The sequence below is a fragment of the Silvibacterium bohemicum genome (assembly GCF_001006305.1).
Taxonomy (GTDB): domain Bacteria; phylum Acidobacteriota; class Terriglobia; order Terriglobales; family Acidobacteriaceae; genus Silvibacterium; species Silvibacterium bohemicum.
In genome coordinates this window covers 410,380-435,203 of the sequence record NZ_LBHJ01000004.1, presented here as the reverse complement: position 1 = coordinate 435,203, position 24,824 = coordinate 410,380, and the positions used below count along the sequence as shown (strand labels likewise).

25 protein-coding genes and 1 tRNA gene are annotated in these 24,824 nt (G+C 56.6%); 5 read left to right on the top strand and 21 right to left on the bottom strand.

Annotation, left to right across the window (positions count from 1 at the left end; all coding sequences use genetic code 11):
• Positions 1-107 precede the first annotated feature (107 nt).
• Positions 108-1,412, bottom strand: a complete 1,305-nt coding sequence (locus XX99_RS12505; protein WP_082125521.1) for an APC family permease — start codon at positions 1,410-1,412, stop codon at positions 108-110.
• A gap of 225 nt (positions 1,413-1,637) precedes the next feature.
• The gene (locus XX99_RS12500) at positions 1,638-2,612 is read right to left on the bottom strand and encodes a hypothetical protein (RefSeq protein ID WP_050059721.1); all 975 of its coding nucleotides are present in this window, start codon (positions 2,610-2,612) and stop codon (positions 1,638-1,640) included.
• A 225-nt stretch (positions 2,613-2,837) separates the two neighbouring features.
• Between XX99_RS12500 and XX99_RS12495 the strand changes: the two genes are divergently transcribed.
• Positions 2,838-2,930 (top strand) — tRNA-Ser (locus XX99_RS12495).
• A gap of 159 nt (positions 2,931-3,089) precedes the next feature.
• Here XX99_RS12495 and XX99_RS27245 read toward each other — a convergent pair.
• Positions 3,090-3,320 carry a hypothetical protein gene (locus XX99_RS27245; RefSeq protein WP_156185961.1) on the bottom strand — a complete coding sequence of 77 codons (231 nt, stop codon included), beginning with the start codon at positions 3,318-3,320 and terminating at the stop codon, positions 3,090-3,092.
• 122 nt (positions 3,321-3,442) lie between these two features.
• Between XX99_RS27245 and XX99_RS12485 the strand changes: the two genes are divergently transcribed.
• The 3 genes from XX99_RS12485 to XX99_RS12475 all read left to right on the top strand — a co-directional run bounded on the left by XX99_RS12485 (position 3,443) and on the right by XX99_RS12475 (position 9,571).
• Positions 3,443-3,871, top strand: a complete 429-nt coding sequence (locus tag XX99_RS12485; protein ID WP_050059719.1) for a hypothetical protein — start codon at positions 3,443-3,445, stop codon at positions 3,869-3,871.
• Positions 3,872-4,217: 346 nt separating this feature from the next.
• The gene (locus XX99_RS12480; RefSeq protein WP_156185960.1) at positions 4,218-4,835 is read left to right on the top strand and encodes a hypothetical protein; all 618 of its coding nucleotides are present in this window, start codon (positions 4,218-4,220) and stop codon (positions 4,833-4,835) included.
• 20 nt (positions 4,836-4,855) lie between these two features.
• A complete protein-coding gene (locus XX99_RS12475; RefSeq protein ID WP_050059717.1) occupies positions 4,856-9,571 on the top strand; it encodes an RHS repeat protein in 4,716 nt (1,571 codons plus the stop codon).
• A gap of 1,705 nt (positions 9,572-11,276) precedes the next feature.
• Here XX99_RS12475 and XX99_RS12465 read toward each other — a convergent pair.
• A complete protein-coding gene (locus tag XX99_RS12465; RefSeq protein WP_050059715.1) occupies positions 11,277-11,915 on the bottom strand; it encodes a putative peptidoglycan-binding domain-containing protein in 639 nt (212 codons plus the stop codon).
• A gap of 27 nt (positions 11,916-11,942) precedes the next feature.
• Between XX99_RS12465 and XX99_RS12460 the strand changes: the two genes are divergently transcribed.
• Positions 11,943-12,176 carry a hypothetical protein gene (locus tag XX99_RS12460; protein WP_050059714.1) on the top strand — a complete coding sequence of 78 codons (234 nt, stop codon included), beginning with the start codon at positions 11,943-11,945 and terminating at the stop codon, positions 12,174-12,176.
• 82 nt (positions 12,177-12,258) lie between these two features.
• Here XX99_RS12460 and XX99_RS12455 read toward each other — a convergent pair whose 3' ends face one another.
• The 17 genes from XX99_RS12455 to XX99_RS12380 form a co-directional block, all read right to left on the bottom strand.
• Complete coding sequence (locus XX99_RS12455) at positions 12,259-12,531, bottom strand: hypothetical protein (protein WP_050059713.1); 273 nt, start codon at positions 12,529-12,531, stop codon at positions 12,259-12,261.
• Positions 12,532-12,587: 56 nt separating this feature from the next.
• Positions 12,588-14,549, bottom strand: coding sequence for a phage tail protein (locus XX99_RS12450; RefSeq protein WP_050059712.1), 1,962 nt, complete (start codon positions 14,547-14,549; stop codon positions 12,588-12,590).
• Positions 14,549-15,010 (bottom strand): DUF6950 family protein, encoded by a 462-nt coding sequence (locus tag XX99_RS12445; RefSeq protein WP_050059711.1) that lies wholly within the window; start codon positions 15,008-15,010, stop codon positions 14,549-14,551. Before XX99_RS12445 ends, XX99_RS12450 begins: the two co-directional genes overlap by 1 nt.
• Positions 15,010-15,570 carry a hypothetical protein gene (locus XX99_RS12440; RefSeq protein WP_050059710.1) on the bottom strand — a complete coding sequence of 187 codons (561 nt, stop codon included), beginning with the start codon at positions 15,568-15,570 and terminating at the stop codon, positions 15,010-15,012. The genes XX99_RS12445 and XX99_RS12440 overlap by 1 nt, the downstream gene beginning before the upstream one ends.
• Positions 15,571-15,978: a hypothetical protein gene (locus XX99_RS12435; protein WP_050059709.1), complete on the bottom strand. Its 408-nt coding sequence runs from the start codon at positions 15,976-15,978 to the stop codon at positions 15,571-15,573.
• 30 nt (positions 15,979-16,008) lie between these two features.
• Positions 16,009-16,227, bottom strand: coding sequence for a hypothetical protein (locus tag XX99_RS12430; RefSeq protein ID WP_050059708.1), 219 nt, complete (start codon positions 16,225-16,227; stop codon positions 16,009-16,011).
• 71 nt (positions 16,228-16,298) lie between these two features.
• The gene (locus tag XX99_RS12425; RefSeq protein ID WP_050059707.1) at positions 16,299-18,701 is read right to left on the bottom strand and encodes an SGNH/GDSL hydrolase family protein; all 2,403 of its coding nucleotides are present in this window, start codon (positions 18,699-18,701) and stop codon (positions 16,299-16,301) included.
• Positions 18,702-18,764: 63 nt separating this feature from the next.
• Positions 18,765-21,131 carry a coiled-coil domain-containing protein gene (locus tag XX99_RS12420; RefSeq protein ID WP_050059706.1) on the bottom strand — a complete coding sequence of 789 codons (2,367 nt, stop codon included), beginning with the start codon at positions 21,129-21,131 and terminating at the stop codon, positions 18,765-18,767.
• Positions 21,128-21,637, bottom strand: a complete 510-nt coding sequence (locus XX99_RS12415; RefSeq protein ID WP_050059705.1) for an HK97-gp10 family putative phage morphogenesis protein — start codon at positions 21,635-21,637, stop codon at positions 21,128-21,130. Before XX99_RS12415 ends, XX99_RS12420 begins: the two co-directional genes overlap by 4 nt.
• Positions 21,630-21,791 carry a hypothetical protein gene (locus XX99_RS27240; protein ID WP_156185959.1) on the bottom strand — a complete coding sequence of 54 codons (162 nt, stop codon included), beginning with the start codon at positions 21,789-21,791 and terminating at the stop codon, positions 21,630-21,632. Before XX99_RS27240 ends, XX99_RS12415 begins: the two co-directional genes overlap by 8 nt.
• Positions 21,792-21,991: 200 nt before the next feature.
• Positions 21,992-22,360 carry a hypothetical protein gene (locus XX99_RS12410; protein ID WP_050059704.1) on the bottom strand — a complete coding sequence of 123 codons (369 nt, stop codon included), beginning with the start codon at positions 22,358-22,360 and terminating at the stop codon, positions 21,992-21,994.
• Between the two features lie 62 nt (positions 22,361-22,422).
• Positions 22,423-22,887 carry a phage tail protein gene (locus XX99_RS12405; RefSeq protein ID WP_050059703.1) on the bottom strand — a complete coding sequence of 155 codons (465 nt, stop codon included), beginning with the start codon at positions 22,885-22,887 and terminating at the stop codon, positions 22,423-22,425.
• A 63-nt stretch (positions 22,888-22,950) separates the two neighbouring features.
• Positions 22,951-23,208 carry a hypothetical protein gene (locus XX99_RS27235; protein WP_156185958.1) on the bottom strand — a complete coding sequence of 86 codons (258 nt, stop codon included), beginning with the start codon at positions 23,206-23,208 and terminating at the stop codon, positions 22,951-22,953.
• Positions 23,209-23,222: 14 nt separating this feature from the next.
• Positions 23,223-23,594, bottom strand: a complete 372-nt coding sequence (gp17, locus tag XX99_RS12395) for a tail completion protein gp17 (RefSeq protein ID WP_050059701.1) — start codon at positions 23,592-23,594, stop codon at positions 23,223-23,225.
• Positions 23,591-23,941 carry a phage head closure protein gene (locus XX99_RS12390; RefSeq protein WP_050059700.1) on the bottom strand — a complete coding sequence of 117 codons (351 nt, stop codon included), beginning with the start codon at positions 23,939-23,941 and terminating at the stop codon, positions 23,591-23,593. The genes gp17 and XX99_RS12390 overlap by 4 nt, the downstream gene beginning before the upstream one ends.
• Positions 23,938-24,615, bottom strand: a complete 678-nt coding sequence (locus XX99_RS12385; RefSeq protein ID WP_050059699.1) for a head-tail connector protein — start codon at positions 24,613-24,615, stop codon at positions 23,938-23,940. Before XX99_RS12385 ends, XX99_RS12390 begins: the two co-directional genes overlap by 4 nt.
• Positions 24,615-24,794 (bottom strand): DUF7302 family protein, encoded by a 180-nt coding sequence (locus XX99_RS12380; protein WP_050059698.1) that lies wholly within the window; start codon positions 24,792-24,794, stop codon positions 24,615-24,617. The genes XX99_RS12385 and XX99_RS12380 overlap by 1 nt, the downstream gene beginning before the upstream one ends.
• Positions 24,795-24,824 lie beyond the last annotated feature (30 nt).

Genomic DNA, 24,824 nt, shown 5'->3' with positions numbered 1-24,824 from the left:
CGTTGCCGTGAGGTGAGTGCGACCGGTGTTGATACAGCGTCCAGACAAAAGCGCCCCGGGCTTCCGGGGCGCTTTGTTTGCAGGAGATTTTTTACGCGGCCGCCGGTTCAGTCGCCCGAAGACGCGACCGGCAGTTCTTTCGGCGTCGGTCGCCCCGACCACACGCTGCGCGAAATCCAGTAGCAGACAGGTCCTGCCGCTGCTACCAGCAGGCCGAAGAGTAGAGCGGGCATGTGTCCCATGCGTTCATCGCGCGACGCGAACGCGGCGTACACGATGAGCGCGGTCGGCATCACTCCGAGCGCAATCGCCATCGCGAGGTTCCCGGCGCGGAAGGGCCGCTCCAGATTGGGCTCGCGGATGCGCAGCACCACCAACGCTACGAATTCCAAGATCAGGCTCGCGCCATAGAGAATCAGGTCGATGGAGATGAGGCGCTCGAAGCTGAACTGCAAGGCCAGCGCCCAGGCCGTCCCGCAGACCAGCAGCGCGATCCACGGCACCCCGAAACGGTTACGCGCGGTCATGAAAGAGGGAAGCATGCCATCCTCGGCCAGGGCGACAGGCAGCCGCGCATAGGACATCATGAGCGCATTGAACATGCCGAGGCCGGTGATGGTGCCGCCGAGCACGATGGCCACGCCCAACCACGGTCCGGCCAGCGTGGTTGCCGCGTCCGCCCAGGAGCCCGTAGTGAACTGCGCGATTGCCATTCCGGCAAAGGCCATGGCGGCCAGCGGGAGGACGTATGTCAGAGCAACGACCCCGGCGCTCATCAGCATCGCGCGAGGATAGTTCCGCTGCGGATTGTCGACCTCTTTCGCCACCGTCGACGCATTGTCCCAGCCCATGTAATTCCAGAGAGCGACCAGAATCGCGGTCGAAAGTCCTTCACCCGTGCCTGCCTTGCCGCCGGGTGGAGATGTCCATACCGCGTTGCCATGCAGATGCCATCCATGCCAGGCCGCGGCTGCCACCAGGATTACGAATGGCGCAAGGAGCGTGACGAAGAGCGCGATCGATCCATCGCCTACCGCCGGCGCGCCGCGCAGGTTCCAAAGAACGCAAAGCGCGATCAAAGCCAGCTCCCACATCGTTCCTCGTGACCCTGCGGTCCACGCCGGAAAAAGCCGGCTGAGATAAAGCACGAAAATGGTGGGATAGATCGCCATGTCGAAGATGCTGGCGGTGAGCGAGAGCCACGCTTCCTGGTATCCCCAGAAGGGCCCCAATGCGCGCCGCACCCAGACGTAAAATCCGCCCTCATCGGGCAGCGCGCTGGCCAGCTCGCCGATCATCAGCGCGGTAGGGAAGCTCCACACCAGGGGAAGGATAAGCAGGATGGCGAGAGCTTTGAGATATCCGGCGCCCCCGAGAATGTCTTCAATCCCGTAAGGACCGCCTGAGACCATGAAATACGTGGCAGCGGCAAGCGGAATGAGCCGGAGGAGGCGGCTTTTTTTGGTTGGCGAGGCGGTATGTAGTAAGCGGGTGACTTCCCTGTTCTCCAGTCAAAAGATTATCGCGGAACGACGGGCCGGCATGAGGAAATATTGGAAAAGATGCAGCAAAGCCCCGCCGGGATGCGACGGGGCTTTGGGTGTGGTTTCTAACGTTCTGAAGCCAGCGGATGGAAACTACGATGCTTTGCGGGCTGCCGATCCGGTAGAGGAAACATAGCCCGGATAAACGCTTTGCACCCGGCCGAAGAGCTGCACGCGCCCCTCGCGATTCGCCTCTTCCCACGCGTCTTCGGAGCGAAGGGTAGAGGTTGCTGCAGGAGTGGCTTCTTCGTAGTCCACGATGCCGTGATTGCGCTCCAGAATCTGCTCCGCATCTGCATTCAATCCCCCGGCGTCAACCGTGACAATCGCGCCGCCGCGCGCGATCCTGGACGACAGCTGCCGTGCGTGCGTGGAGGGAATACCCATGCCGAAAAAGGCGCTCTCGAAAGCTGCACTCGAATAGGCAAAATCGTATTCGGGAAGGATGCCGATATGTCCTTCGCCGGTTCCGAAGTTGGTGCTGGTCTTGTCCACAATGTTATTGCTGGTAATCCGGCTGCTGTCGCTGTCTCCGCCGAAGACATGCTTGAGCTTTTCCCACCAGTTTGTCTGCCCGCTCTTGCGCTCCTCATGAAATCCGCCAGTCGACGGATACGCGACCGCACCCTGCGAAGGCAGCGGCGCCGAAGGATTCGGATGCAAAGTGCTGGGCAGCGTGCTCTGAATCGTGTGGGGAAGGGTACTGGGGATGCTGCTCGGAATCTCCGCGCCGGGGATGGGTCCAGGACGATCCGCGCCCGAATTGACCGTGCCCCCGCCAGTCGAAAGCCCCGCCGGTGTCACTGCGCTTGAATCCGATGCCGCACCAGAGACGGTAGACCCTGCGCCCGGAGCATTCGGGCCGACGACGGGCCGCAGCTCTTGTTCGTCCGCGATGGTTTGAGCTGAGGATGAGGATGCTGCTCCGGAATGAAAGGCCGCGCCTATTTCGCTGGGACGAAATCCTGCGGTCAACAAATCGTCGATGGCGCGCTGCGCGTCTTCGCCCTGAGAAAAGTAGCCTACAACGCTGCGACGAGAAGAACTGCCCAAATTGCCGGTTGCCATGATTGACCCTCGAGTCTGAAAATTTATCTCCGCGGCCAGGATCGAAGCCGCAGATTCGAATTCCGCTGCAGAATCTCTTCGGTCAATTGCCGCACAGCATTGTAAGATGCGGGGCGGAACGCGGCAGAGTTCCTCCACGCGCAAAAGTTTGCCCGGAATGGGCCAGGAAAACGATATGGGTGAGGGAATCGCCTCAATCTCCTATATACTTGGGGAGAAATAGCCGGAGAGATGGCCGAGTGGCTGAAGGCGGCGGTTTGCTAAACCGTTATAGGGTCAAAAGCTCTATCGGGGGTTCGAATCCCCCTCTCTCCGCCAGAAACCTTCCTAAATCTCCTAGAATCAAATAAATACAGGGAAATAAACGAGTTACATCGGCCTTCGGTGTTCTCTATATTCTCGATTTTACCCTCCATTTCCCAACTTTCTATCGAAAATCCGTACCACGCGGGAAAAGCCGTACCACGTCATTCCTCTTCAGTAGAGACCGCCTCGCCTGGCGGCGTCGGAAACATTCCCTTCTTTGATCGAATCCTTCCGATCGTCGACCGCCATCTCCAGCCTTCCAATGAGATCGCCCTCGCCCGGATAGTCCCGCCGCCTACGATCCGCAGCCAGCGCCGCATCGCCCGCGCCCGCCTGCGCCAGATGCAGGCCGAGCTCTCTCCCTGCCCCGACTCCACAGTCAGCCCGGCGACCGACGATCACATCATCTCGCTTCTTCTCATCGAGAGGGCGCTCCCGATCGTGGACCGCGTTCTCGCTAAGAAGAATCCAACTCCGGATACTGCAACCTCTCCTTGGGCTGGTCGACAGCTGGGAGGACGGAAATGAGGTACACCATCGCTCAGCTCTACTCAGACATGGAGCGCTATCACGTCAAGGAGCTCTACATCGACGGAGTGCTCGGGCGGCTGCACGTATCACGCGATATGCTCGGGCAGCTCGTGCGGGATGGGTTCACTTCCGATGAATACGCATCGAATCCGGACACCACGTCCCCCTGGCTGCTCGAAGTTCAGGATGGAGTCGGGGTATTGAGGGCGAACCCCGGCGGCAAGCGTAACCGTGACGGGACGCGCGGCGGTGTGCGCATCGCTGGTCTGCGCGAAAGCAGGGCTCATAGGGACCGAACGAAGAATGGCCTGAGTAGTACACGGCGCATGTACCAGGACCGCAAGCCAAGCAGCGATGCTCCGCTGGCCGAGCAAATACAGAGCGTCCGGTCACGGCGAGCGGCGCGTTTGGCTGGTAGGTAAGTGCGGCAATCAACATAACGACAAACATCCCCGGCTCATCGTCGGGGCTGTTTTATGAATATTCCATAACAATCCGCAAATTATTCGAATGTCGCGAAGGGTTTTGGCGGAGCCTTACGATTCTCAAGGGTATACACAAATTTAAGCGTTTTCTGCGGCACACCCCCAAGCCAAAGAGACTGCTCCTGGAGATCGAGTGCAAGTGTGTGCGAAAAAGCTGCGCCTTTGTTTTGCTATTCTTTTGTGCCTCGGATGTGTCCTTTCACCTGCCATCAGTTTCGCCCAAACAAATAGCCTTCAGCAGCTTCTCTCGAAAGCGAACCAGGCTTTCTCGGCGGGGAGCACGGTGTCGTCGATTGCGCTGACCGGCCAAGTAGAAAGCCATATCGGCTCCAGTCAAGAGAACGGCACGATCACGCTGACGGCGCGAGCCGATGGCTCGTCGAGTCTTCAGATGCAACTCGCTTCAGGCGAAAAGACGGAGAGCCAAGACACATTCGCGAACGGTCACACTTGTTCTTGGTCCGGCCCCGACGGCGTGTCTCATACGACTGCGGGGCACAATTGCATCGTTGCCCCTGCCTGGTTCTTTCCTGAAATAGCGCTCTTCAGCGCACAGCTACCCGCTAGCGGCACCTTCAGCCTTTCATCAAACGCGAACGGAAGTAAGCTACCTCTCCACTGGGTGATGCTATCTCCCACCTCAGCGAGCGCCGACCTGACGCAACTGCTGGCCCATATCGGAGTCTACGATCTGGAATTCGACCCCTCAACTTTTCTTCCAGCGACGCTTTCGTATGCAGCCCATCCCGACGATAACGCTTGCATCGATATCCCCGTTTCGGTCGCCTACTCAGACTACCGGGCCGTCAACGGTGTGAATATTCCCTTCCGAATTCAGCGTTATTTCAACGGTGTTCTCTCATTGGACATCACTGTCTCAACTGCCTCGATCAATCAATAACTTCCTGAGAGAACACGATCATGCGATTCTTGAAAGCGCTCTACGTCTGCCTTGTCGCGTTTGGACTCTTCAGCGTGGCTCATGCTCAGGTCACAGGGATTTATGAATTCGGCCCATTTGACACTCCGGGATTCGACACCATCAATCGTGGCAATCTGAACGTTCACTTTTCCATTCCGATCTTTAGCAAGCCTGGGCGAGGTGGCACGAATTTCGTATACGCCCTTAACTACGACGGGCTTGTTTGGAGCCCACGATCATCATCTGGGCTTCCTGGCTGGACGCCAGCCCCTGCGTGGGGGTGGACAGATGCAACAAATGCTGAATGGGGCTACCTCACATACAGCGTCAGCTTGCAATCTTGCACCACGCCATCAGTGCCACATCTTAATGAATTTCTTTCGAGCTACAGCAACTACGTTTATCACGATAACAAGGGCAACAGCCATGCGATTCCGTTTGCCTTCGTCAATACCTGCGGGAACACCGGCAGTCCTACCGGCACCGGAACCTATGCGCTGACGGACAATTCCGGGCTCTCGATTTACCGCGTGAACAACAGCTTCACCATCTTCACAAAGTCTGGCGCTGAATTCTCTGTGCCTGTCTACTCCAGCTTTAATGGCTATCAAGAACAAATCTCCCCAGGCTCTGGCGTCTATACGGACACCAACGGCAATCAAATTTCAGCATCATCCGCTGGCGTATTTACCGATACGATGGGCAAGACCGCGCTCACCGTTTCTGGAGCAGCGCCGAGCCCTGTACTTTACAAGTACACCGACCCAAATGGAAATAGCCAAACGGTCACGGTGAATTACGAAAGCTACACTGTCCAAACAGCTTTTGGGGTCAATGGTATTTCCGAATATAGCCAGTCCAGCATCCCGTTGGTGAGTTCCATCGTTTATTCAGGAGACGGTAGCTCTTATTCGTTTACCTACGAGCCGACACCCGGCAATCCCTCTGCCGTCACTGGCCGGATCGCCAGCATCAAGCTGCGCACCGGAGGAACAATCAGTTACGCCTATACAGGCGGCACCAACAACACGGGCATCGAATCGGATGGAACTATTCCCACCCTGACACGAACGACATCAGATGGCGCTACAACCTACACACGTTCCGGAATCAGCAGCACGCAATCAGGCACCACCTCAACGGACCCTTACGGGAACACCACTACGTCCAATTTTCTCGTGAACTCGGCTGGATATTTCTACGAGTTTGATCATGCTGTTTACGCCGGGGCAGCGAGCGGCACCCCGCTCGCCGAGGTGACAACCTGCTATAACGTCGCAACGAACTGCGCGAGCAGTAATGTGAATTCGGGATTTGCCTCGATCGTGACGACAGGCTATCAGAACGGCACAGCTATTTCGGTCGATACTCAGAACTACACTGGTCCCGAATTGTTGTCCTCCGACGGCAATGCGAGTTCGACTACAACCTATAACTACAATACCTACACCGGTCCCAACGGTATACCCTTCTACCGCGTCGCCTCGGTTATAGCCTCTTCACAGGGGAGTAATTACCAAGAAACGACATACGGCTACGATGAGACCGCACCAACTACATTCTCCGGTTCTCCAGCACCTGTCGCAGTTTCAACTCAACGCGGGAACGTAACCTCTGTTCATCAGTGGATCAACTCGTCCGGTGCGACGCTGAATACCACCAACGCGTATGACACAACCGGAACGTTGTTGTCGAGCACTGGACCAACGGGCATGACCACCTTCGGCCATGACAGCACGGGAACTTTCACGACTAGCGTGACTCCGCCAACACCTTCCAGCGGCGTGACACTGACAACTTCTGCGCAGTACGATCCGAACACAGGATTGCTCAGTAGTACGACTGACCCAAACGGAACTCAGGTGAGGTATAGCTACACAGGAATGCTGGACCCGCTGCAAGTCACTAACCTTGACAGCAGTGGAAACATGGTGGGAGAGACCTATTATAGTCACGAATCAATCAACCAGATCGGGGTATACAACTACCAAAGCGCGAGTGTCCGTGGGGGTGTCGAACCACTGCTGGACGGATATGGAAGAATAACCCGGGCTGCGTTGCTTAATGGCCAAGGTGCCAATCCGTACTATCAGCAAGACGCCTGTTACGACGCTGACGGAAGAATAGCTTTTCAGTCCTATCGCTATCCGGGAACCGGGTGGGGAATGCCGATGGTCTGCTCTGGCGCAGGCGATACTTACAGCTACGATGCACTGGGCCGCGTCACCAAAGTGACACATGGTGACGGCACCGCAGTGAGCTACATCTACAACGCCAACGCGGTCAAGACCACGGACGAAAACGGCGTCAGCCGCATCTACCAACTCGACCCTCTTGGCCGAACCACCAGCGTTTGCGAAATATCAGCAAACAGCACGATGCCCAATTCTGGTTCGCCAGTAAGTTGCGGAGCCACTATCCCAGGGACTGGCTTTTTAACGTCGTATTCCTATAGTCTGCCCAACCATACAACAACCGTGACCCAAGGCGTCCAGACGCGCGTCTTTCAGACGGATTGGCTTGGACGGACAATCATGACACAGGAGCCGGAAAGAGGAACCACGACGTACAGCTACTCTTACAACAGTCAAGGGCTCGTAGTCACACGGGCACGCCCCGCCCCCAATCAAGCGAGCGCATCTACACTGCTAACTACCACGTTTCAGTACGACAGTATGGGAAGGCTTACCGAGAAAAGCTATAGCGACGATGAGGGACCAATCTTCTACGGATATGACATTCCGCAAGTCGTCTTCGAGCCTGTTCCTGCCAACGCATCTTTAAGAGTTGTTGTGCCATTGAGCAATCAGGCAGGCAGGATGGCGTGGACCTGTCATGAGAACTCTGCGCAAAATGGATGCCTGACACAAAATGCATTTAGCTATGACGCAATGGGGCGAGTATTGAATAAGTGGACAGCAGGCCCCGGTTACATGGCGGCTCAAGCGCCAGTACGTGCGCAGATATATACATACGACTGGTTGGGCAATATCCTCACAGCTACCAATGACAATGCCGTGACGTTGACGACCAGTTACACCGTCGCGAACGAGGTCAGCAGTATCACCAGTTCATTGAATGATGCAACGCACCCACCAAACCTTGTGTCATCGATTACGAACGGACCATTTGGGCCGGTCAGCTTTTTACTTGGTAACGGACTGTCCGGTTATAACACTTACGACTCGCTAGGTCGCCTGAACGGGAAATGGGTGTGCACCGGCAATAATCCACAACCTGCTTGTTCCGCTTCGAGCATGGTGAATGGATTCACCATGACCTGGCAGGGGCAGCAATTGAAGAGTTCGACAGACTCCGTTCTTCCTGCAAATGGCGTCTATACCTACGATGACTTCAATCGTCTCTCTCTGACAAACTACGTGGGCTCCAACTATGAATTCAATGAAGTATACGACCGCTATGGAAACCGTTGGCAACAAAATACGGTAGTAGGAAACGGCGGCGAACCTCAGATTTCCTTCGATTCAACGACGAACCGCGTCAACACCGGTGGCTACGTGACGGATGCGGCTGGTAACGTGACTTATGATGGATTTCACTCTTACAGCTTTGATGCAGATGGCAATGTTTTGACCATTGACAATGGCCAAACGGAGACATACACCCGCGATGCTTTCGGGCATATCGCTCGTGCTGATTTTCCTGCAAACATCGCAACCCCAATCGAGTTTTATTGGAGTCCGTCTGGACAGTTAACTACGACCTGGACTCCTAATGTGAACCAACTCATTGAGGGTATGTACTATTGGGGAGGGACTGAGATCGGGGCTTACGCTGATAATGCAATGCATTTTGAACATAAAGACTGGGTCAATACGACGCGGATGACCACCTCCTATAATGGCAGCGTGGAGGCGACGTTCGATTCACTTCCTTTTGGAGACGGCTACACGGACCATGGAGCAAGCTGGGACTATTACCATTTCGGCGGAATGATGCTCGACAGCCTTGCCTTGACACATCTGAGCCAGTTTCGTCAGTACTCCGGGACCCAAGGGCGCTGGCTCTCCCCCGATCCCTACAGCGGAAGCTACGACTTCACCAACCCACAAAGCATGAATCGCTACAGCTATGTGCTAAACAATCCACTCGCCTTCATTGATCCGTCGGGGTTGGAAGTCGTGGATTGTCCGCCAGGCACTGACGATGGAACCATCTGCGTCGACGCGCCGTCTAGTGGTGATCCTGACCCTGGCCCTGAGCCTGACCCGCCGCCCCCCGGACCAGGTATCCCTTCTCAGCAGCCTAGCGGTGGTGGAACGAGACCTTCCGCCCCAAACAACGGGACGACCTGCCCTGCCGTTCCATTCAAAATCACGGGTGTCGCCCCAGGACAAGCGCCCGGTACAACCGCGATCAGTCAAACGCCTCGGGGCGGCATACCTAACGGCGGAGTAGCCATTAAGCCAGGCAACTTCGGTGTAGGAGGTATAAACGGCTCTAACCGGAGCGTATTCCTTGGAATGACGTTCACGGTGAACTGGAGCGGTACTACCGTGCCTTCTGGTATCCCGACTCAAGGGCCATTCTTTCCAGTCGACAATATTGGGCCGGCCTCAGTGCGCAATGCTCCGGGAAACGCTTTCGATGTCTATAACTATCCGTCTTTCAAACAGGCGTTTGCCTCAACGAGAACGGCCATGGTTACGACGTACATTCCAGCCAATACTGCGGGGGTCAGATGCCCACAATAGCTCTCTGCATCGCTATGATTCTGATGTGTGTTTGTTCTTCCGCGCAAGGACAGAACTGTGCCCTCTCCGGCACGAAGGCGTGGAACTCAGAACTCCGCAACATCGTTGCGGACTGTCCTGAAAAGTTCAGTTCACCAAGCGAACGCTTTGTTCTACGGATCGGTAATGAAGGAGCCCTGTCGCTTTGGACAACGTCCGAGCAAAAGCAGTTCCAGTGGGATGCTCCGAGGCTTGAACCTCCCGCAATGATCTCTTGGTCTCCTGGGTCAGGCACGTTTTTTCTGAACGATGGGGACGGCTCCGGCATGTCTAGCGCCTTTCGTCTGTTCAGGCTGAACGATAACAGGGTTGAAGAAGATACATCCATCGAGCGAGCAGCGGTCTCCCTTTACCGTAGCAGGGCACACTGTAATCCATCCGCCGCTGATCCTAATGTATGGGGCTTTGGCTGGGCCGACCATGGTAGGCAGATTCTCTTGCTGGTACAGCCAACGGTAAACGAGCCATGCGGAACGCCTGAAGACTTCATTAGCCTCATAGTTCGTGAACATGACGGCACTATTGTGAAGACACTGTCTAAGGCGCAGACCAAAGCCAGGTTTGGCTCGATGCTACCGTCTACTATGTTTCTCAAGTGACTCTGCAAGCCCCAAGCAAAGGGAGGATTACCTGCACGGGGCCAGCAATGTTTACAGGTGTTGGTGGAAATCAAGCGAAGTATACAGGCCACAGCGGGGCACTATATTCCATTTTTCCTGACAAAGTTGGAGGGTCTATCCCAGGAGGCGCTTTTGGAACGGTAGCTGTTCAGAATGGCTTTTTAGGACTGAGCACTCGCCAACTCCGAACTTATGGGACTCAGATTTTCATCACTCCAAGCAATCAGGGATTGATTAGTCAGTACGGAGGGCCGACTGGTCCATTGTCGGTTTCTGATTACGGGGATGTAAACATCCAAAATACTCCAGGAGTAGCCTTCGACCTATACCGTTTCCCAACTGTGACTGCCGGAAGGCAATTTGGGCGGCAAACAATGAATACAACGATCAGCTTCCCAGCCGCGTCTGGCGGAAGTTGCCCAGCCGGTTTTACTAAGGTTCAGTGATGAAATATCTAATACTTATCATTCTGTCGTTGCTGTTAACAGGGACATCGCGGGCGCAGTGTTCTGGCCCTGTCAGGACGCACGCGAATCTTCACTGGAGCGAAGAAGCAAAGGTTAGCTCTCCGGATCGTGTATGGGAGGTAAAGGTCCATCCCGTTCTGGATGCGGATGAAAACAGGTCGCCTGTCACTATCCGCAAGTGTGGAGAGTCGAAATCGTGGCCGCTCTTTACGCTTCAGCGGAGCGCGGAGGTGTTCTGGAGTCCCGATAGCAAGCATGTCCTTGTAGTCAACCAGCCCTTGAGCGGGACGAACAGGTTACTGCTCTTTCCCGTGCCAGGATCTCCTGCACAGACGAGCGAACCCGCCTCAGACGACCTCGACAAAACGGTCACTGAGACGCTGGCAGAACGGCTGGGGAAAGGTAAGCATGTCCAGTTCTATCTGCCGACGCTGGTTTCTTGGAGGGATAGCAGCATGTTACTGGCAGTGGGTGGGGAGACATACCTTGGGGACTCTGGTCCTCTAGACACCTACTGTTACGGGTTGCGAATAAACAGTAGCACACTGCACGTCGAGAGTGTGTTGTCGGAGAGGGAGCTTAAGGCAAGCACCGGACATGCCTGTCATGTGTCTCCCTAGACATCTCAGCAGCAAGGCCGTCTCTTCGAAGAGACGGCCTTGCTGTGTCTGTGGTGTTGACCCCAAGCCACGCATCCACACGATTGAGCCACCCCTTCAAAAACCGCTGATCGGAGGGCATTGCGGCCACGAGATCCCTGTAATACTGCCCCACCTCTACACAGAACTGATTGAGCAGCAGAGTCGGATTCAGGTCGTTAACCGCCTGAAGCGTGACCAGGCCAACATGCCCGTCAACCACGATAGGCTTGCCCAGCTTTGTCACGGCCTGTTGCAGAAGCTTGATCGGCTTCACGATCCAAGCGTTTACTCCTAACGACAGCACGGCGGTCGCCAGCGCCTGATCGTTGATGTCGGCGATCCGCATCGGAGTCGCATAGGTTTTCTCATATACCTGCTCCGCAATAGCGAGCGCGGCATCACGGTTCACCTTTGCCGGGTCATAGTAGCCCTGAGCAATTAATTCTGGATGAGACGCGGAGGCGAGTCCGAAGCGGGTTGGGCCACCACGGTCGCCGGGGATGGTGGTTATATTCCCGAGGAGGCGCGAATCTTCCTGCTTCAAAACGAAGTCTATAGCAATCTTGAGATTAGACATGGGGTACTCTTGGGGTAGGAGAATTTAATGCAAACTACAGAGATACTTGCGGCGATCGATGAGGAAATCGCTCGGCTTCAGCAAGCAAGGAACCTGATTGGCGGTAGTTCGAGGTCGTCAGAGCTCACCAAACTCGGCCATGGAACAGGCAATGGACTAGCCGCTGCGAAGAAGAAACGGACTTTGAGCCCTGAAGCTCGCAAGAGGATTGCTGATGCTCAAAAGAAACGTTGGGCAGCGGAAAAGAAGGCAGCTAAGTAGCCGTTTCCGTACACGCATGCCGCGAAAAGAGAAACGGCGCTATCCCCGAAGAGACAGCGCCGTGTGATGTGTTTTTCCGTTGTTACGAATGCGTCTGCTTGAACAACTCCCAAACCACTGCGACAACCGTGCTGATTCCAGCACCAGAACCGAGCACCCAATACTTCCATCGGTCAAGACGCTTCACGTCGGATTCGACCTTTGTCAGTCGGCCTGGTTGCCCATTACCCAAAACTGAGTACATCTGCGACTCAAGCGTCGAGATACGGTTTTCAGAGGAGATGGAGAACTCGTCGAATCGTTCGCGGAGAGATCGAATTTCGGAGAGGATGAGTTCGGCGATGTCAGGTGGCATGGGTATGTTCCTTGGAGTCGAATGGTGGAGTCGTGGGCCGGTATACCCAGCCATTTTTAGAAAGTGATCGAAGCTTCGACGGTCGGGGATGTAGCGCCATTCGCCCGTACCGCATAAATTTCGACGTTGTAAGTACCGCTGCCCAGTGGAGCGATACCGGATTGTGTATTGGTCTGCGGCACAGAGCCAGCGCTGATCCAGGTAGTCCCGCCGCTCACCATGTACTGAATCGCAGTCGAAACGACGAAGGCATCGTCTGATGGCGTCCAGGACACGAGAATGCCGGAACCCGATGCGCCGAGTCCAAAGCTCACGCTCTGATGGCTCAGGGTAAGATTGGTCGGAGGGTCGACAGTGTACGGAGGAATCAGAGTCAACGCAGGTACATCATCGATCGTCTGCTCCTCGGTCACTGACCATTCGTAGATCGAAGGATCGGTCTGGTTAACCGTAATGGACGTGCCCAAGGAAGGCGTGCCGTCCTGTGTAGTCACGCTCAAACCAGCCTTATTGACCTCGAGCATCTGGTTGTCCCACCCGATGCCCGCGAAGGTGAAGGTCATGACATCGGTCGGCATCATCCGGTACGCAGCCAGCGTCATCGGCAGCGTGGCCGTTTGCTGGAAGCGGTTCCGCATCAAGTCAACCTTGGCCGCCCGTTGTGCAGTCGCGACCGAAATGCACGCTTGCTGGTTCAGGTCCTTGTAGAGAGTGCGACCGCCATCCTCAGCGAGGAACGCATCGGACGTGAATCCGTGCAATGCGTCTTGCGCATAGTAGGGATAATCCGTAGGCTGCCACGCGAGGTTGAAAAGGTTCGCAGTTGAGCCGTCAAAGAATCCGTTCGAGTCGTATAGGTTGCCAGCAACCGAATAGGGAAACCACGGAGCCACATAGGTGCCCTTCACGCGGTTGTACAGGTCGCGGATGCTCCTGTTCGGCGATAGTTGCGGTGTGCCGGTCAGTGCTGACTGATCGAATGTGAATGAAGGTCCCTGGAAGTAGGCTGGCCAAATGTAATACTGTCCACCGACTCTCGATATCCGGCCCGCAGCGGCGGGCATCATCTGAGCGAGGATGTCGCCCGGCGAAGAACTGGTGTCTCCGGTCCAATTACAGGTCCACTGTGACTCCGTCGCGCCACCCTCGGTGGCTGGGTTCGCGAGTGGTATCTGTTCGTCGCAAACGTTAGCCGCACCGATCAACTGATCGGTGTTGATCTCGGAGGCCGCCGCTCCCAATCCCCAGATAGGATTCTGGAGTACGTCAGCAACGCATAGAGCCCAGTTATCGGTGAAACCGGTTGTGCCGGTACGCGGGTCGAGGATGTCATTCTTTCCCTGAACCACAAACCGAATCTGCGGCTGTTGCGGGAACATGTTCGCGTCGTATTCGATCTTGAGGTAGACGTAGCAGCAGCCACCTACCCAAGGCGATCCGTTCGACGAGGCGGCCCAGGTTGGATCGTTTGCTGTCAAGGATGCGATGACATCACCTTCTACCTGGTCACCGAAACGAGCCTCGCAAAAGACTAGACCGCCGAAGTTGTAGTGCGAGCCATCGGGGCCGACATACGTATTGCTGTTGGCTTGGCCTCCAAAGTTGATACCGTTGCGAGTTGTATTCGCATTACTGCCAACCTCCCAGAAGACCTTGCGACCATCGAGGTACAGACTCTGGATCGCATTTACTTCATGCGCTGCGAGCACAATGACAAAGTTGAATTGATCGTGGTGACTCCCGGTGGTCGACAGATAAATCATCGATCCGCCTACCTGCCGGGTTCCGTAGACGATGGGACGGTATGCGGCTGGCTGTCTAACTGTGACCGCATTGCCTTGGTTCCCAAGTAGAGCGGTCGCAATGGCACCGGCCTCCATACTGATTCCACCAAGCGCGAGCGAGGCAATCGCTTTGTCGAATAGTGGCGACCCGACGAGGGCCGGGTCGAAAAACGCAGCGGTGCCGAGCGCCGCCGCGCCACCGAGAAGAACCGCTCCTTCGATCGCACGGCTCACTAAGCTACCCTCCAGGCGCGTTTTACTTTAGAGATTGAGACACGGTGCAGGCCGTCCTCGGCGACGACGACAACATGGCGACCGTTGAGATGTACGAGACCAGCGACAAGATTGCCCGCGTCCTCCACTACGACGAGGTCACCGCGCTGCGCCATGAGGGGATACTTCCACTCGCTAAGGCCGAACTTATTCGCGCAGTACGCGGCGGCGTCGGCTACCGTCGATCCACCTGTGATCGCTTTGATCGTCGCGAACGCAGAAGCTTGGTCGGTGTACTTTCCACGGAAGTCGGCGGCGATATCGACCCCGGTTTGAACCTTGATCCCATCGGCAGCGGCGAGACAGCAGTCCCACTCGCCCCACTTAAAAGGTTTGTTCGCTACTTCCATCAGCCAGGGATGGTACAGGCGGGTATGCCAGTGGTTGTCTTTGTCTGATCCGATACGTTTGATATTTACCATTACGAGGTGCCCCACTTCAGGGCCAGGAAGTTCAGTTGCGGCACCCAAATCATGCTGATGTCGGTCGGGAAATCAATCTGTTGGTCCGCATTGGTGAGTCGCCGCATCTGACCGCGCTGGAGGTTAATCATCGAACTTTCGAGCGCCAGGGAGATGGTGATTGAGTCCACACCGGGAGTTATGCTCGGCTGATCCACCCAGCCTCCGAACATGCAGGTAGGTGTGCCGATGATGTTGTTGTTCGGGTCGAGGAATGCCAGATAGAGGTTAGCTGTCGCGCCGAGTTGAATGTCGGTGAGTGATTCTTTAAGCAGGTTTGGATCGATACCTGAGAGGGTTACCGATGTTCCATAAGCTTGAATGTCCGTTCCCTCGTTGACCGTGCTCAGGCTCGCTAGATCACCGACACCTAGCCACGTCTGACCGTTCCAAGCGAGATTGAATGGTGTCGAGGAGACGTACACCGTCTGCGACTTGAACGTGATCTGAAGCAGGAAAGCGATGCTTACCTGATTGCTGACCAGTTGAGCTTGATTGAGCGTGTCTACGTTGCGGGGCATCTATCGGTACTCCACGAACTGGATCGACATGGTCGTGTGGAGAGCATTGCTGATCGACCATGTCCGCTTGTTGTTCGCGAGCCTGAATAGGCCTTGCGGATTCTTGAGGATGATCTGTGAGGCATCCGCCGGGGTCTCACGCAAACTAGGCCAGATGCTGATAGCAGCATCGCCAGCGCCGTCAGAGTTGACCTGGTCAAGAACTCGATGAAGCCGAAATCCGACCTGGATCGCATCGCCAGGCAGGAGAAGGCGAAAGCGATTCGGCGTCCAGCCGCGTGTGTAGAGAGTTGTTGTGCCTGCGGTGTTGAAGCCGGTGCCGCCGTCCGTATTCGCGACCGGAGTGCCAGACGGATTACCTTGCGGCGTGACGTACAGCGGATCACCGACCATCACAGCGTTTGACATACCGCGAAGCTCCATGAGCATGGAAGTCCACTACGCGGCCTGCGTCCTTGTAAGCGGCGGAAGCGTCGCGGTAGCCGACCACCAATCCGCGCCCGGCCACGACTGCGTTTGCGTTGTCCCCGTGAAGGGAGAGCGAACAGTCGCGACCGTGTCGTTGACCTCGAACGTGATATCGCGGAAACCGGGTTTAGTCGGCATCGAGACGAGGTTGACCGTGCTCGATCCGACAGTGATCGAAGAAATGCTCATGTTGAAGTGGTCCTTACGGATGGCCGGAGCGGCTGCGTGGTCGGTGGATCAGAGGGTGATGGGGATAGAGACTAAATCTTGGTCACCCACGTCCCTGCATTGCAGAAGGTTGCGTGGCCGTCCTTCGAAAAGACCCAAGCACCACTTGTCGGGCACGCTCCTGATGGCGCGGTGGCAGGCCCAGAGACCCCACCGTTCGGTGTGATGACTCCAGCGACGCCCATGTTTCCGTTGCCGTCGTCCAGAACGCTTAGGATTGTGTCCACTTCTCCGGTATTCATGCGCACTCGAAAGTGAGCATCGAGGCAGTTCAGGAAATCGCCACCCGAAGCTGGCGTATGGACGCAGAAGTCGTTACGACTATTCGCACCGAATACGACACCCGAGTAGTGAGGGTCTGACAGGCCAATGGTGCCAGCGAGATTCAGTCCGTTGCCCGTCTGCCATCCGTAGAAACCTTTCTGTGACGGAATGCCTGGAACCTGATTCCAAACGTATCCCGGTGGTCCAATGAAGCCGCTTACGGCAGGGGAGGTAACGCCGACCACTCCGGGATTCAATCCGGTATCTCCGAACGTTGGATTGATAGGTTGTCCGTGCATCACATCGGTTAGCGCGTTCAGGATCGTGTGCGCCGAGTCAAGATTGCCGCCGTCATTCATGTGGATGTTGTCGTTACCCAACCACCAGCATCCCGTAGTGCAGGAAGTTCCCCAACGGTTTGTCTGATCCACCACAGGCAGGTTTAGAGATTTCGCATAGGACGTGAGATAGGCAAACTCAGGCTGGCTGGCGATAACATCGAGTCCCGGACGATAGGCGAGCACTACAGGAGCGCAAGCCGATCCGCAGTTGCCCTTCGCAAGCTCGTAGCTGAAGGTCGATTGGACATTGGCCTCATATTGCGCAAGCGAGTATCCCAAACCCACATCGTTTGTGCCCATCGCATAGATGACAAGCTGAGCGCTTCCGGTCGTCGTGAATCCGTTGTTGATCAGGCTCTCGAAATCGTTGTGTCCAGCAAACCACTGCGACGGTGCGCCACCTGTGGCAAGGTTGTGGACACGCACGCCAGCCACGCCACCGCCCGTTGATGGGCGGCCTTCGATGCCGTAGACGTAGCAAGGAGCAGTCGTGCAGGTCAGCGTGAGAGTGTGATTCGTGTACGCCGCGATAGGCGTTGATGTTGCAACACGAGCAATCGGAGTGGAGTTCGAAGCGCCACATGCCGTACCGGAAGCAACTCCGTCGATCGCAATGCTCAACGCTCCGGAGGATGTGGTGTCGCCGCAATACACACGCGCAATCGTGTAAGGTAGACCTCCCGCATTCCACGTCAAGACTTGCCCCGCGCTCATTTGGAGCAAACTGGCTGCGCTCGATCCTGAAGGAGAGGAAAACTGCGGACCAAGGATCGTACTCTGCGCGGTCGTTCCGGTGATCGTGTAAAGTTCGGGGTCGGGAATGGCGCAAGACAACGCTTGTGCGAAAACCGGCTGTAGACCTGTGCCACCATAACCATATTGCGCTTGCAGGGCGATGCGAATCTGTTCCGCCTGCCGGTTCTGAGAATACTGAGGCACTGCAATGTTAGCGGGGCTGCAACTTCCCTGAGCGACACTGTTCGCCTGATCTCCACGCCATAGCGAGTCGCCTTGAATGATGACATCCATACCTGCGGACGGATAGTCACCTTGGTACACCTGGGCTGAGTGCAGGTAGCGCCACAGGTTCTGCAATTGACCGGGGTTGTCGCTGACTGTTTTGTATTCAGTGGATGGCAAGTTGTTCACCGAAGGCACATTCAGGTTTCCTGTCATCGTGCCGCCCGCCAGAGGAACCTTGGTCGTATCCGTTGCCGAGGGAGCGAGAGGCAGGGTGATGTTCATCTGGTAGTTGCGCGTGAACTGTGTGGCGCTCGTCTGCACCAAAGCGACAACTGCATCATCAGCGGTAGTTCCCACTGTGACGGTGCCGACAGTAATCGTCGGAGCCTGACCTGCTGGGCCGGTCTGAATCAAGGTTTGCGCCGCGAGGTTCGGCTGATACTGGTCGAAGTCGCAGACACCGGACGCGCACCATGCAGATGTCGTGGTGTTGGCAGAGGGCTGCACACATCCATATCCAGGACCGAGAAGCTGGTTTCCCGATACGTTATCAACGACGGTCACCGCGAAGCAGACATTCTGCGGAGCAGTCAGATTGGTGTCCGCCAGATTGAGACTGAACGCACCATTTGTAACGGTGGCGGATACAGGAGACGATATCGCCTGACCGTTTCCGTTGACCCTGAAGGAAGCGGCAGCCCCAGCAGAGGTTACCGGAGCGAAGGAAATCGTTCCGTTCACGACGGGGTTCCCGCTGGAGTCGGTGAGGTGTGAACCGTTGACGGTGACATAACCGGCAGGGGCCTGAGCCATCAGGGGAGCGATGCACAGACACACGAATGCGAAGAGTTGGAGGAGCTTTTTCATGGAGGGAGGTGTTCCTGTTGCTTATCGCCGGGAGGCGGGATGCGCGAAATACGCTCGGTTACATTACCTAGTGGAGAGTGGAACTCGACGGTTTCGATCTTGTACCGCAGCGACGGAGGCGGCGACGCTTGAGGGTAAGTAACGGCTCATCGCACGATGTACCGCCGCTTCGGTTGCCGCTGGATCGGTTGATCCGCGAGCGTCGATGCTTATGTTGTGATTCGTCGATCCACCGAGTTGGTTGTTGGGTATGATCGTGCCTGCAGAGTGCGGCCAGAAGACTTCGGGGCCTGCCTCACCGATCATGGCTGGTCGATTGGCCACAACATCGCCACCAGCAGCGAAGAAGCCCTGCAGCGGAATGGAGTCGAGGACGGAGCTAACGGCGGATGAGGTCGTGCTCAGCGCTTGTGATGTCATGCTCGGGGCTGTTCCACCGCCGAAGATGCCGCGCACGAAGCCTCCGATTTCACCGGCAGCACCGGATATAGCTCCGCCCGCGCCACTAGCGATGCGGACGTAGAAGGGATTTGCAGAACTGCCATCGGCCTTCTGCGAACCGAAGCCGAGCGACGAGAAGAGCGATCCCTCCGTTGCTTGCAATCCGCGACGGGTGAGGTCGGTAAAGACCGAATGTCCAGCCGCTTCAAATTGCCTACGGGCTGTGTTGCCGCCCCGATCACGAGTCGTGAGCACGTTGACCAGCGTGTCGTTAAGTGTCCCCACCGAGTTCGAGAAGAATCCCGTGATCTGCTGTGAGGCATTCGTCCAGGCCTGGACCATCTGATTGATAGCCATACTCATGGAGCCGGTGACCGTATTGGCACTGGTCGCTTGCTGATCCTGGAGCACCTGGGTGCTGCGCTGGCCGTTCAGTGCGGCGATCTGATTGTTGAGCGCCGCGCTCTGCGCATTCTTATCGAGTTGCGAAAGGCCGGGGTCGTTCGCAACGTTGCCCAATGCGTCCTGCAACTGGGAGAGTGACTGCTCATATTCCTGCGTGTGAAGTGCCGCCTGAATGTTCGCGGCGTCGAAGGCAGAGATACGCCCCGTTGCCACCTCCATCTGCAGTGAAGCTTCGGCGATGGCCTGGGCGTTCTGCCTCTGAAGCTCGATACCTTCGTTCAAGTTCTTCAGGTAATCGGTGGCCGTCTTAGAAGACGACTGGATCGAGGAGCGATCCGTGACCGAAAGGTCATTGGTATCGAGGGGCTCGGCGGAGGTCTTCGCGAAGGCATCTTCGCCACGGCGATTCTCCGCACGTACCTGGGCGATATCCTTGTTCGCTTCGTCGAGTGCCGAGGTGTACGACTTCGAGCCTCGCTGTGCCATCGCCGCGCGAGAGATCCAGAAATCAGCCTCTTGGCTGAGGGTCAGACCTTCTGCGGATTTCAGATCGTCTAGCTGTTGGTGCCATTGCTGAACGATCTGTTCCTGCAGAGCCTTCTGTTGGTCGGCGAACTCTTTAGACGCCTGGATAGACTTCTCGCGGGCGGTCAGCTTGACGTTATCGGTCTGAAGGTTCGCCTGATCTTGCTGATTGTTGAGCAGGTCAAGCTCTCCAGCGTCTATGTTGATATTCGCCTGCTGGTTTCCTGCGTATTCCTCACCGGCACCAGCACCAACCCGACGCAGAGTCAAGTCAGACTGAAACGAGCGAATCGCATCTTGCCGCCTTTGCGTGAGCGCGGCCTGCGCTTGCTGCACGGCGGGAGAATTCGTGTCGCCGCCTGCATTGTGTACCGCCTGATTATAGGCATGCCCGAGATTCGCAAGCTCTTGGTTCCAATAATTGACCTGGCCGGATACGGCGGCGGTCGGAATCTGGTTGGTGAAGATGCCACCCAGGATCGAAACCTGATTGGACTTGAGCAGTTGCTGTATCTGCTGATTATCCCGATCGAGACTCTGAGCCAGCTTATCGGCGTTGATCCGCGCCTCGTCGAGCGTGAGGGCAAGAGTATTCTCATGACGGCCAGATAGCTTGTCGATCTGCGCCTGGAGTGTGTCATTAGTCTTGCGGAGCTCGTCGTTCGCGAGGAGACTGGACGTGCTCAGTTCACGGAAGCCGTTCAGGAGCGCTTGCGGGACCTGATTCGCTTTCCGAATGAACTCGTTGAGTTCAGTACCGAGGCGAACGAGCAGACCGGCAAACGCCAAACCACCAATCAACGGAAATGCCGTCTGGAGAGCTTTTCCAACACCGGGAATCATGGTGATGAACCGCTCGACCGCGCGGACATTGTTCGCCATTCCGCCTTCGAGGGTGCGGATTGCAGCAGAACTAGCCTGCATGGAAGAAACGGTCGAGTGACCGGCTCCGCGAGCCTTCCCAGCAAACGTGTCGATCTGACGTTGAGCGTCCTTGATCGCGGCGGAATACGAGGCGCTGTTCAGGACTAAATTGACTGTTACGCCTTGGGTGCTCATAGTCCTCGCTTCTTCGCTTCCTTATCGATCTCTGTTTGGAGAGTGGTGATGATGGCCGATGTGACTTCCTGGCGCGACTGCTCCCAGGCTTCGGTGACGAAGGGATGAGCCTCGACCGTGCCAACCTGCTGGCCGGGACCGGAGACCTTGCCGGTTCGCTTGTTGATACGGCTCCTGCCGCCTCGAATCAGGCGGTGACCTCGGGTGACCCAAAGTGCCACGTGCCGGGTTAGGCTATCCGGGCCGACGATTGCGGCGAGATTTCCCTGATCGCTACGTGTGTTCCGGATCACGATGTCAGCGGCCATCGCGCCGATTGGCAATGCTGTTCCCGATGGAAGCTCGGGCCGGACCGGCGTCCTAGCAACGATGGCGGACTGCTCGATGATGGCACCGGCGCGGAGCGCGGTGCGGACGCAGCGATCGGCTGCTGTGGTCCCCATCTCGGTCAGCCTCTGTTGAAGCTGGTCGAGCCCCTGGATGTCGATGGTGAGTCCGTCAGCCAATGTTCGTCCTCATGAAGTGAGCCATCGTGAGCCGGAGTTCATCGGCGATGACGGTGCGTTTGCGCCGCTTACGTTTCATCTGCTCGGGAGCGGCAGCCTTGGGCACGCTCAGCATGAAGTCGCTCGGTGAGAACGGCTCTTTCGGTCTTGCCATCGAGAAGTTCGCCGTGACCGCCGTCAGCTGCGCGACAAGAAATTCGTGGGTCTGTAGTTCGCGCTCGCGGCGCTTGACCAGCGCGTCCAGCTGGCGAGGTGTCAGAGAGTAGAACTCTTCCGACGAGAGCTTCAGATCGTATCGGGCAATCGACCAGAGCCGGAGCCATTGCTCCTCGCGGGTGAGAGGCTTTGCCGGGACTACTCGCCCGGCTGAGCTTCCCCCGGTTTTTCATCCGTCGCGGGCATGGCCATCGCGTACGCGATGTCAATGCACTTGGCGATCAGCCAGACAGTATCGAGACGAACCAGCTTGGACGCGTCCTCAAATGCGAGGTCCGGGTGAAAGCGCTGCACGCCGCAGACAAAGAATGCCTTCACGAGTTCAAAACTCAGGCTCGGCATGTGGCGCAGGATGCATACATCATGGCCTGCCCGCTGGAGAGCGGATTCCGCCTCGGCGAGCGCGGCGAAATCCAGACACAACGTATAAGTGGTGCCATCGATCTGGATGGGAAACGTCGGGAGGGTGGGGTCTGCGGGAGTGTCCGCGACTTTGCGCTTTGGCATGGAGATTTCTCCTTATGATTTGGGAACAAGAAGCGCCGGAGCGACCGGCGACCCATAACTGATTAGCTGCCGGTCGTCAGCGTGACGGGGCCGGACACCTTCAACGTGACGGACCACGAGATGGCCTTTGAAACATCGACGGTGAAGTCGCGGGATTCGACCAGCGCCGAGAAGGTATAGGTGTCGCCGGTAGTGGTCTGACCCAGCGCGAGAGGCAGGACCAGCTTAAAGTCGTACTTCGATCCCGATGCGAATGCGGCTTCGACCGCTACCTGACCAGCGTCGGTAGATACGCGGTTGCCGTCGAGACGAAGCGAGCCGTTATTCCGGATCGTGGTAATGAATTCCTGATCCGCGTTCGACTGAAAGTTCGTTACGTCATCGGTGCCCCATTGTGCGCCGCTGATGCCGGACGTTTTGATTTCGCCCACGAGTGTGAAGGTTTCGGTACCGGTCGAGCCGGTTACCCCGCCGATCGACAGAGCACTGCCGCGACCCGATTGGGCCTTCGATCCTGTATAAGACATGGTTCGTTTTCCTTGTGCCCTGGGTGGGCGGAGAGTTAGCCGGAGGACCCGGCGGAGATGGGACTAACTACGGGAAGGTGGTTCCAGATGCAAGGTCCAGCCATTGATGTCCTGGGAGAACAACGAGACGAGAACCTTCAGGCGACGCCACCCGCCGCGATGGATGGAGATGAGCATCGAACGAAGTTCATTTCCAGCAACGGGAGGATCACCGAATTCAGAATGACCGCTGAGGATGATCGTTGAGCCGTGTAGGTCGAATGATGCAATTTCCGCTACGGGCTTTTCGTCAATATGCAGCCAAGTACCCTTTTGTTTCACAACACTTTTTCGCTTCATAGGTCGTATAGAACGAAGAATTCGACAGTCGCGATGTAACGCAAGAGGTCTTGCGCGAAGCTGTCGGACTGGTTCAGGAGTTGCGCCGCGAAGGTGGCAGCATTCTCATACCCGTTGAGCACCGAGATGACTGCTGCGCGGAGCGTGACGGCATCGTTATAGTCCGCCGCCCAGCAATCGATTTGCACACGAGCCTTCACCAGCCCAGAGGTGTCGAGTGTCGGATCGGTGATCGTGCCGACGATGCGATAGGTCAGCGCGGTCGCCGTCGTGTTGATCGGCAGCACTACCGGATAGATGTTCGTGCCGGTGATGGTCGTAATCTGCGTTGCGCTCGACAGAACGGAATAGAGATCGGTCTCGATCATTCAGCGGCGTCCAGTTCGTAACAGATCGCGATGAGTTCACGATTGCGCTGATTCGTATTCAAAAGCGCCTCGATGTTGTAGACGTGCATGACGCCGGTGGTCGCTTCGGTGTAAACGATGCGCATCTGTGGCTGAATCACGACGGATGAGGTCCACCGGATGGTGATCCGGTGCGTTACTTTGGAGACAAAAGCGCTCGTCTCGTACAGAAGCTGCGACCGCTGAAAATCGATCTCTGCCCAGCAGGTATAGATCGTTGTCCATGTCTGCTGCGGCTGGCCTAACGAGTCCTGCGTCGTAGCCTGCTGCTGGATTTGAATCCGGCGATTGAGTTTGCCCGCGATCATGGCCGGTACTCGAAGACTTGCAACTTCTCCGTATCGAGAAGGGCTTGCACGCCAAGGGGAATATTCTTAAGGTTCAACTCCGATGAACCTTCACGATGCTCATACCAGTGGGCGATGAGAAGAAGCATCGCCATCACGATGGTCTGCGGGCAGGTGTTGACGTCTACTCCGTCACCGTAGCTTCCAGCAACATAAGTGATCTTCACGCCGCCGGGCTGATACACATTCACGCTTGGCCAATAAAAACCCTTCGCGGGCACAATGCGGGCTGGCATCGACGTCGTGTCCACCACATAGGTGGATGGATCGAGCGTCTGAGTCGTGCCGGTTGGATCAACGTAAGTGATCGAGGTGACACTGACGGTGCGCGGCCTAGGCAGGTCGATGGCGATGCGGCCCCAAAAGTCGGCATAGTAAGGCCAGTCGCTGCGATAGCGTGGATTGACCGTACCGTCCGGGTTGTACCAAAGCGGAAAGTAATCGAGCGTCCGCAGCCAGGTCTGATTGAAAAACGCGCGATGCGTGTATTTTTCGCAATACTGCCGGGCTGCCGTGATGAGGGCAGCGATTAGAACATCGTCATCCGAAAAGTCCACGCGCAGATGTTGCTTCGCGAGGGAAAGCGAGACCGGCTCCGCTGCGGGCGGAGTGACGAGTTGAAGGGACAGAGGCATTATCGAGTGGCTTGCTCACGCTTACGCTTGGCGGGTTGCGGCACAACGTCGAGAGCAACTGCTTTGCCCTCGCGGATGAGGCGTTGGCCGAGATCGTCGCCGACCTCGAATTTGTGTCCGGCGAAGACCGGCGATGCCGACGACGGGTCGGTGAAAGTCTGAGTGATCTGAATCTTCATAGGGGGATGGGAGCGCCATCGCTGACGCTC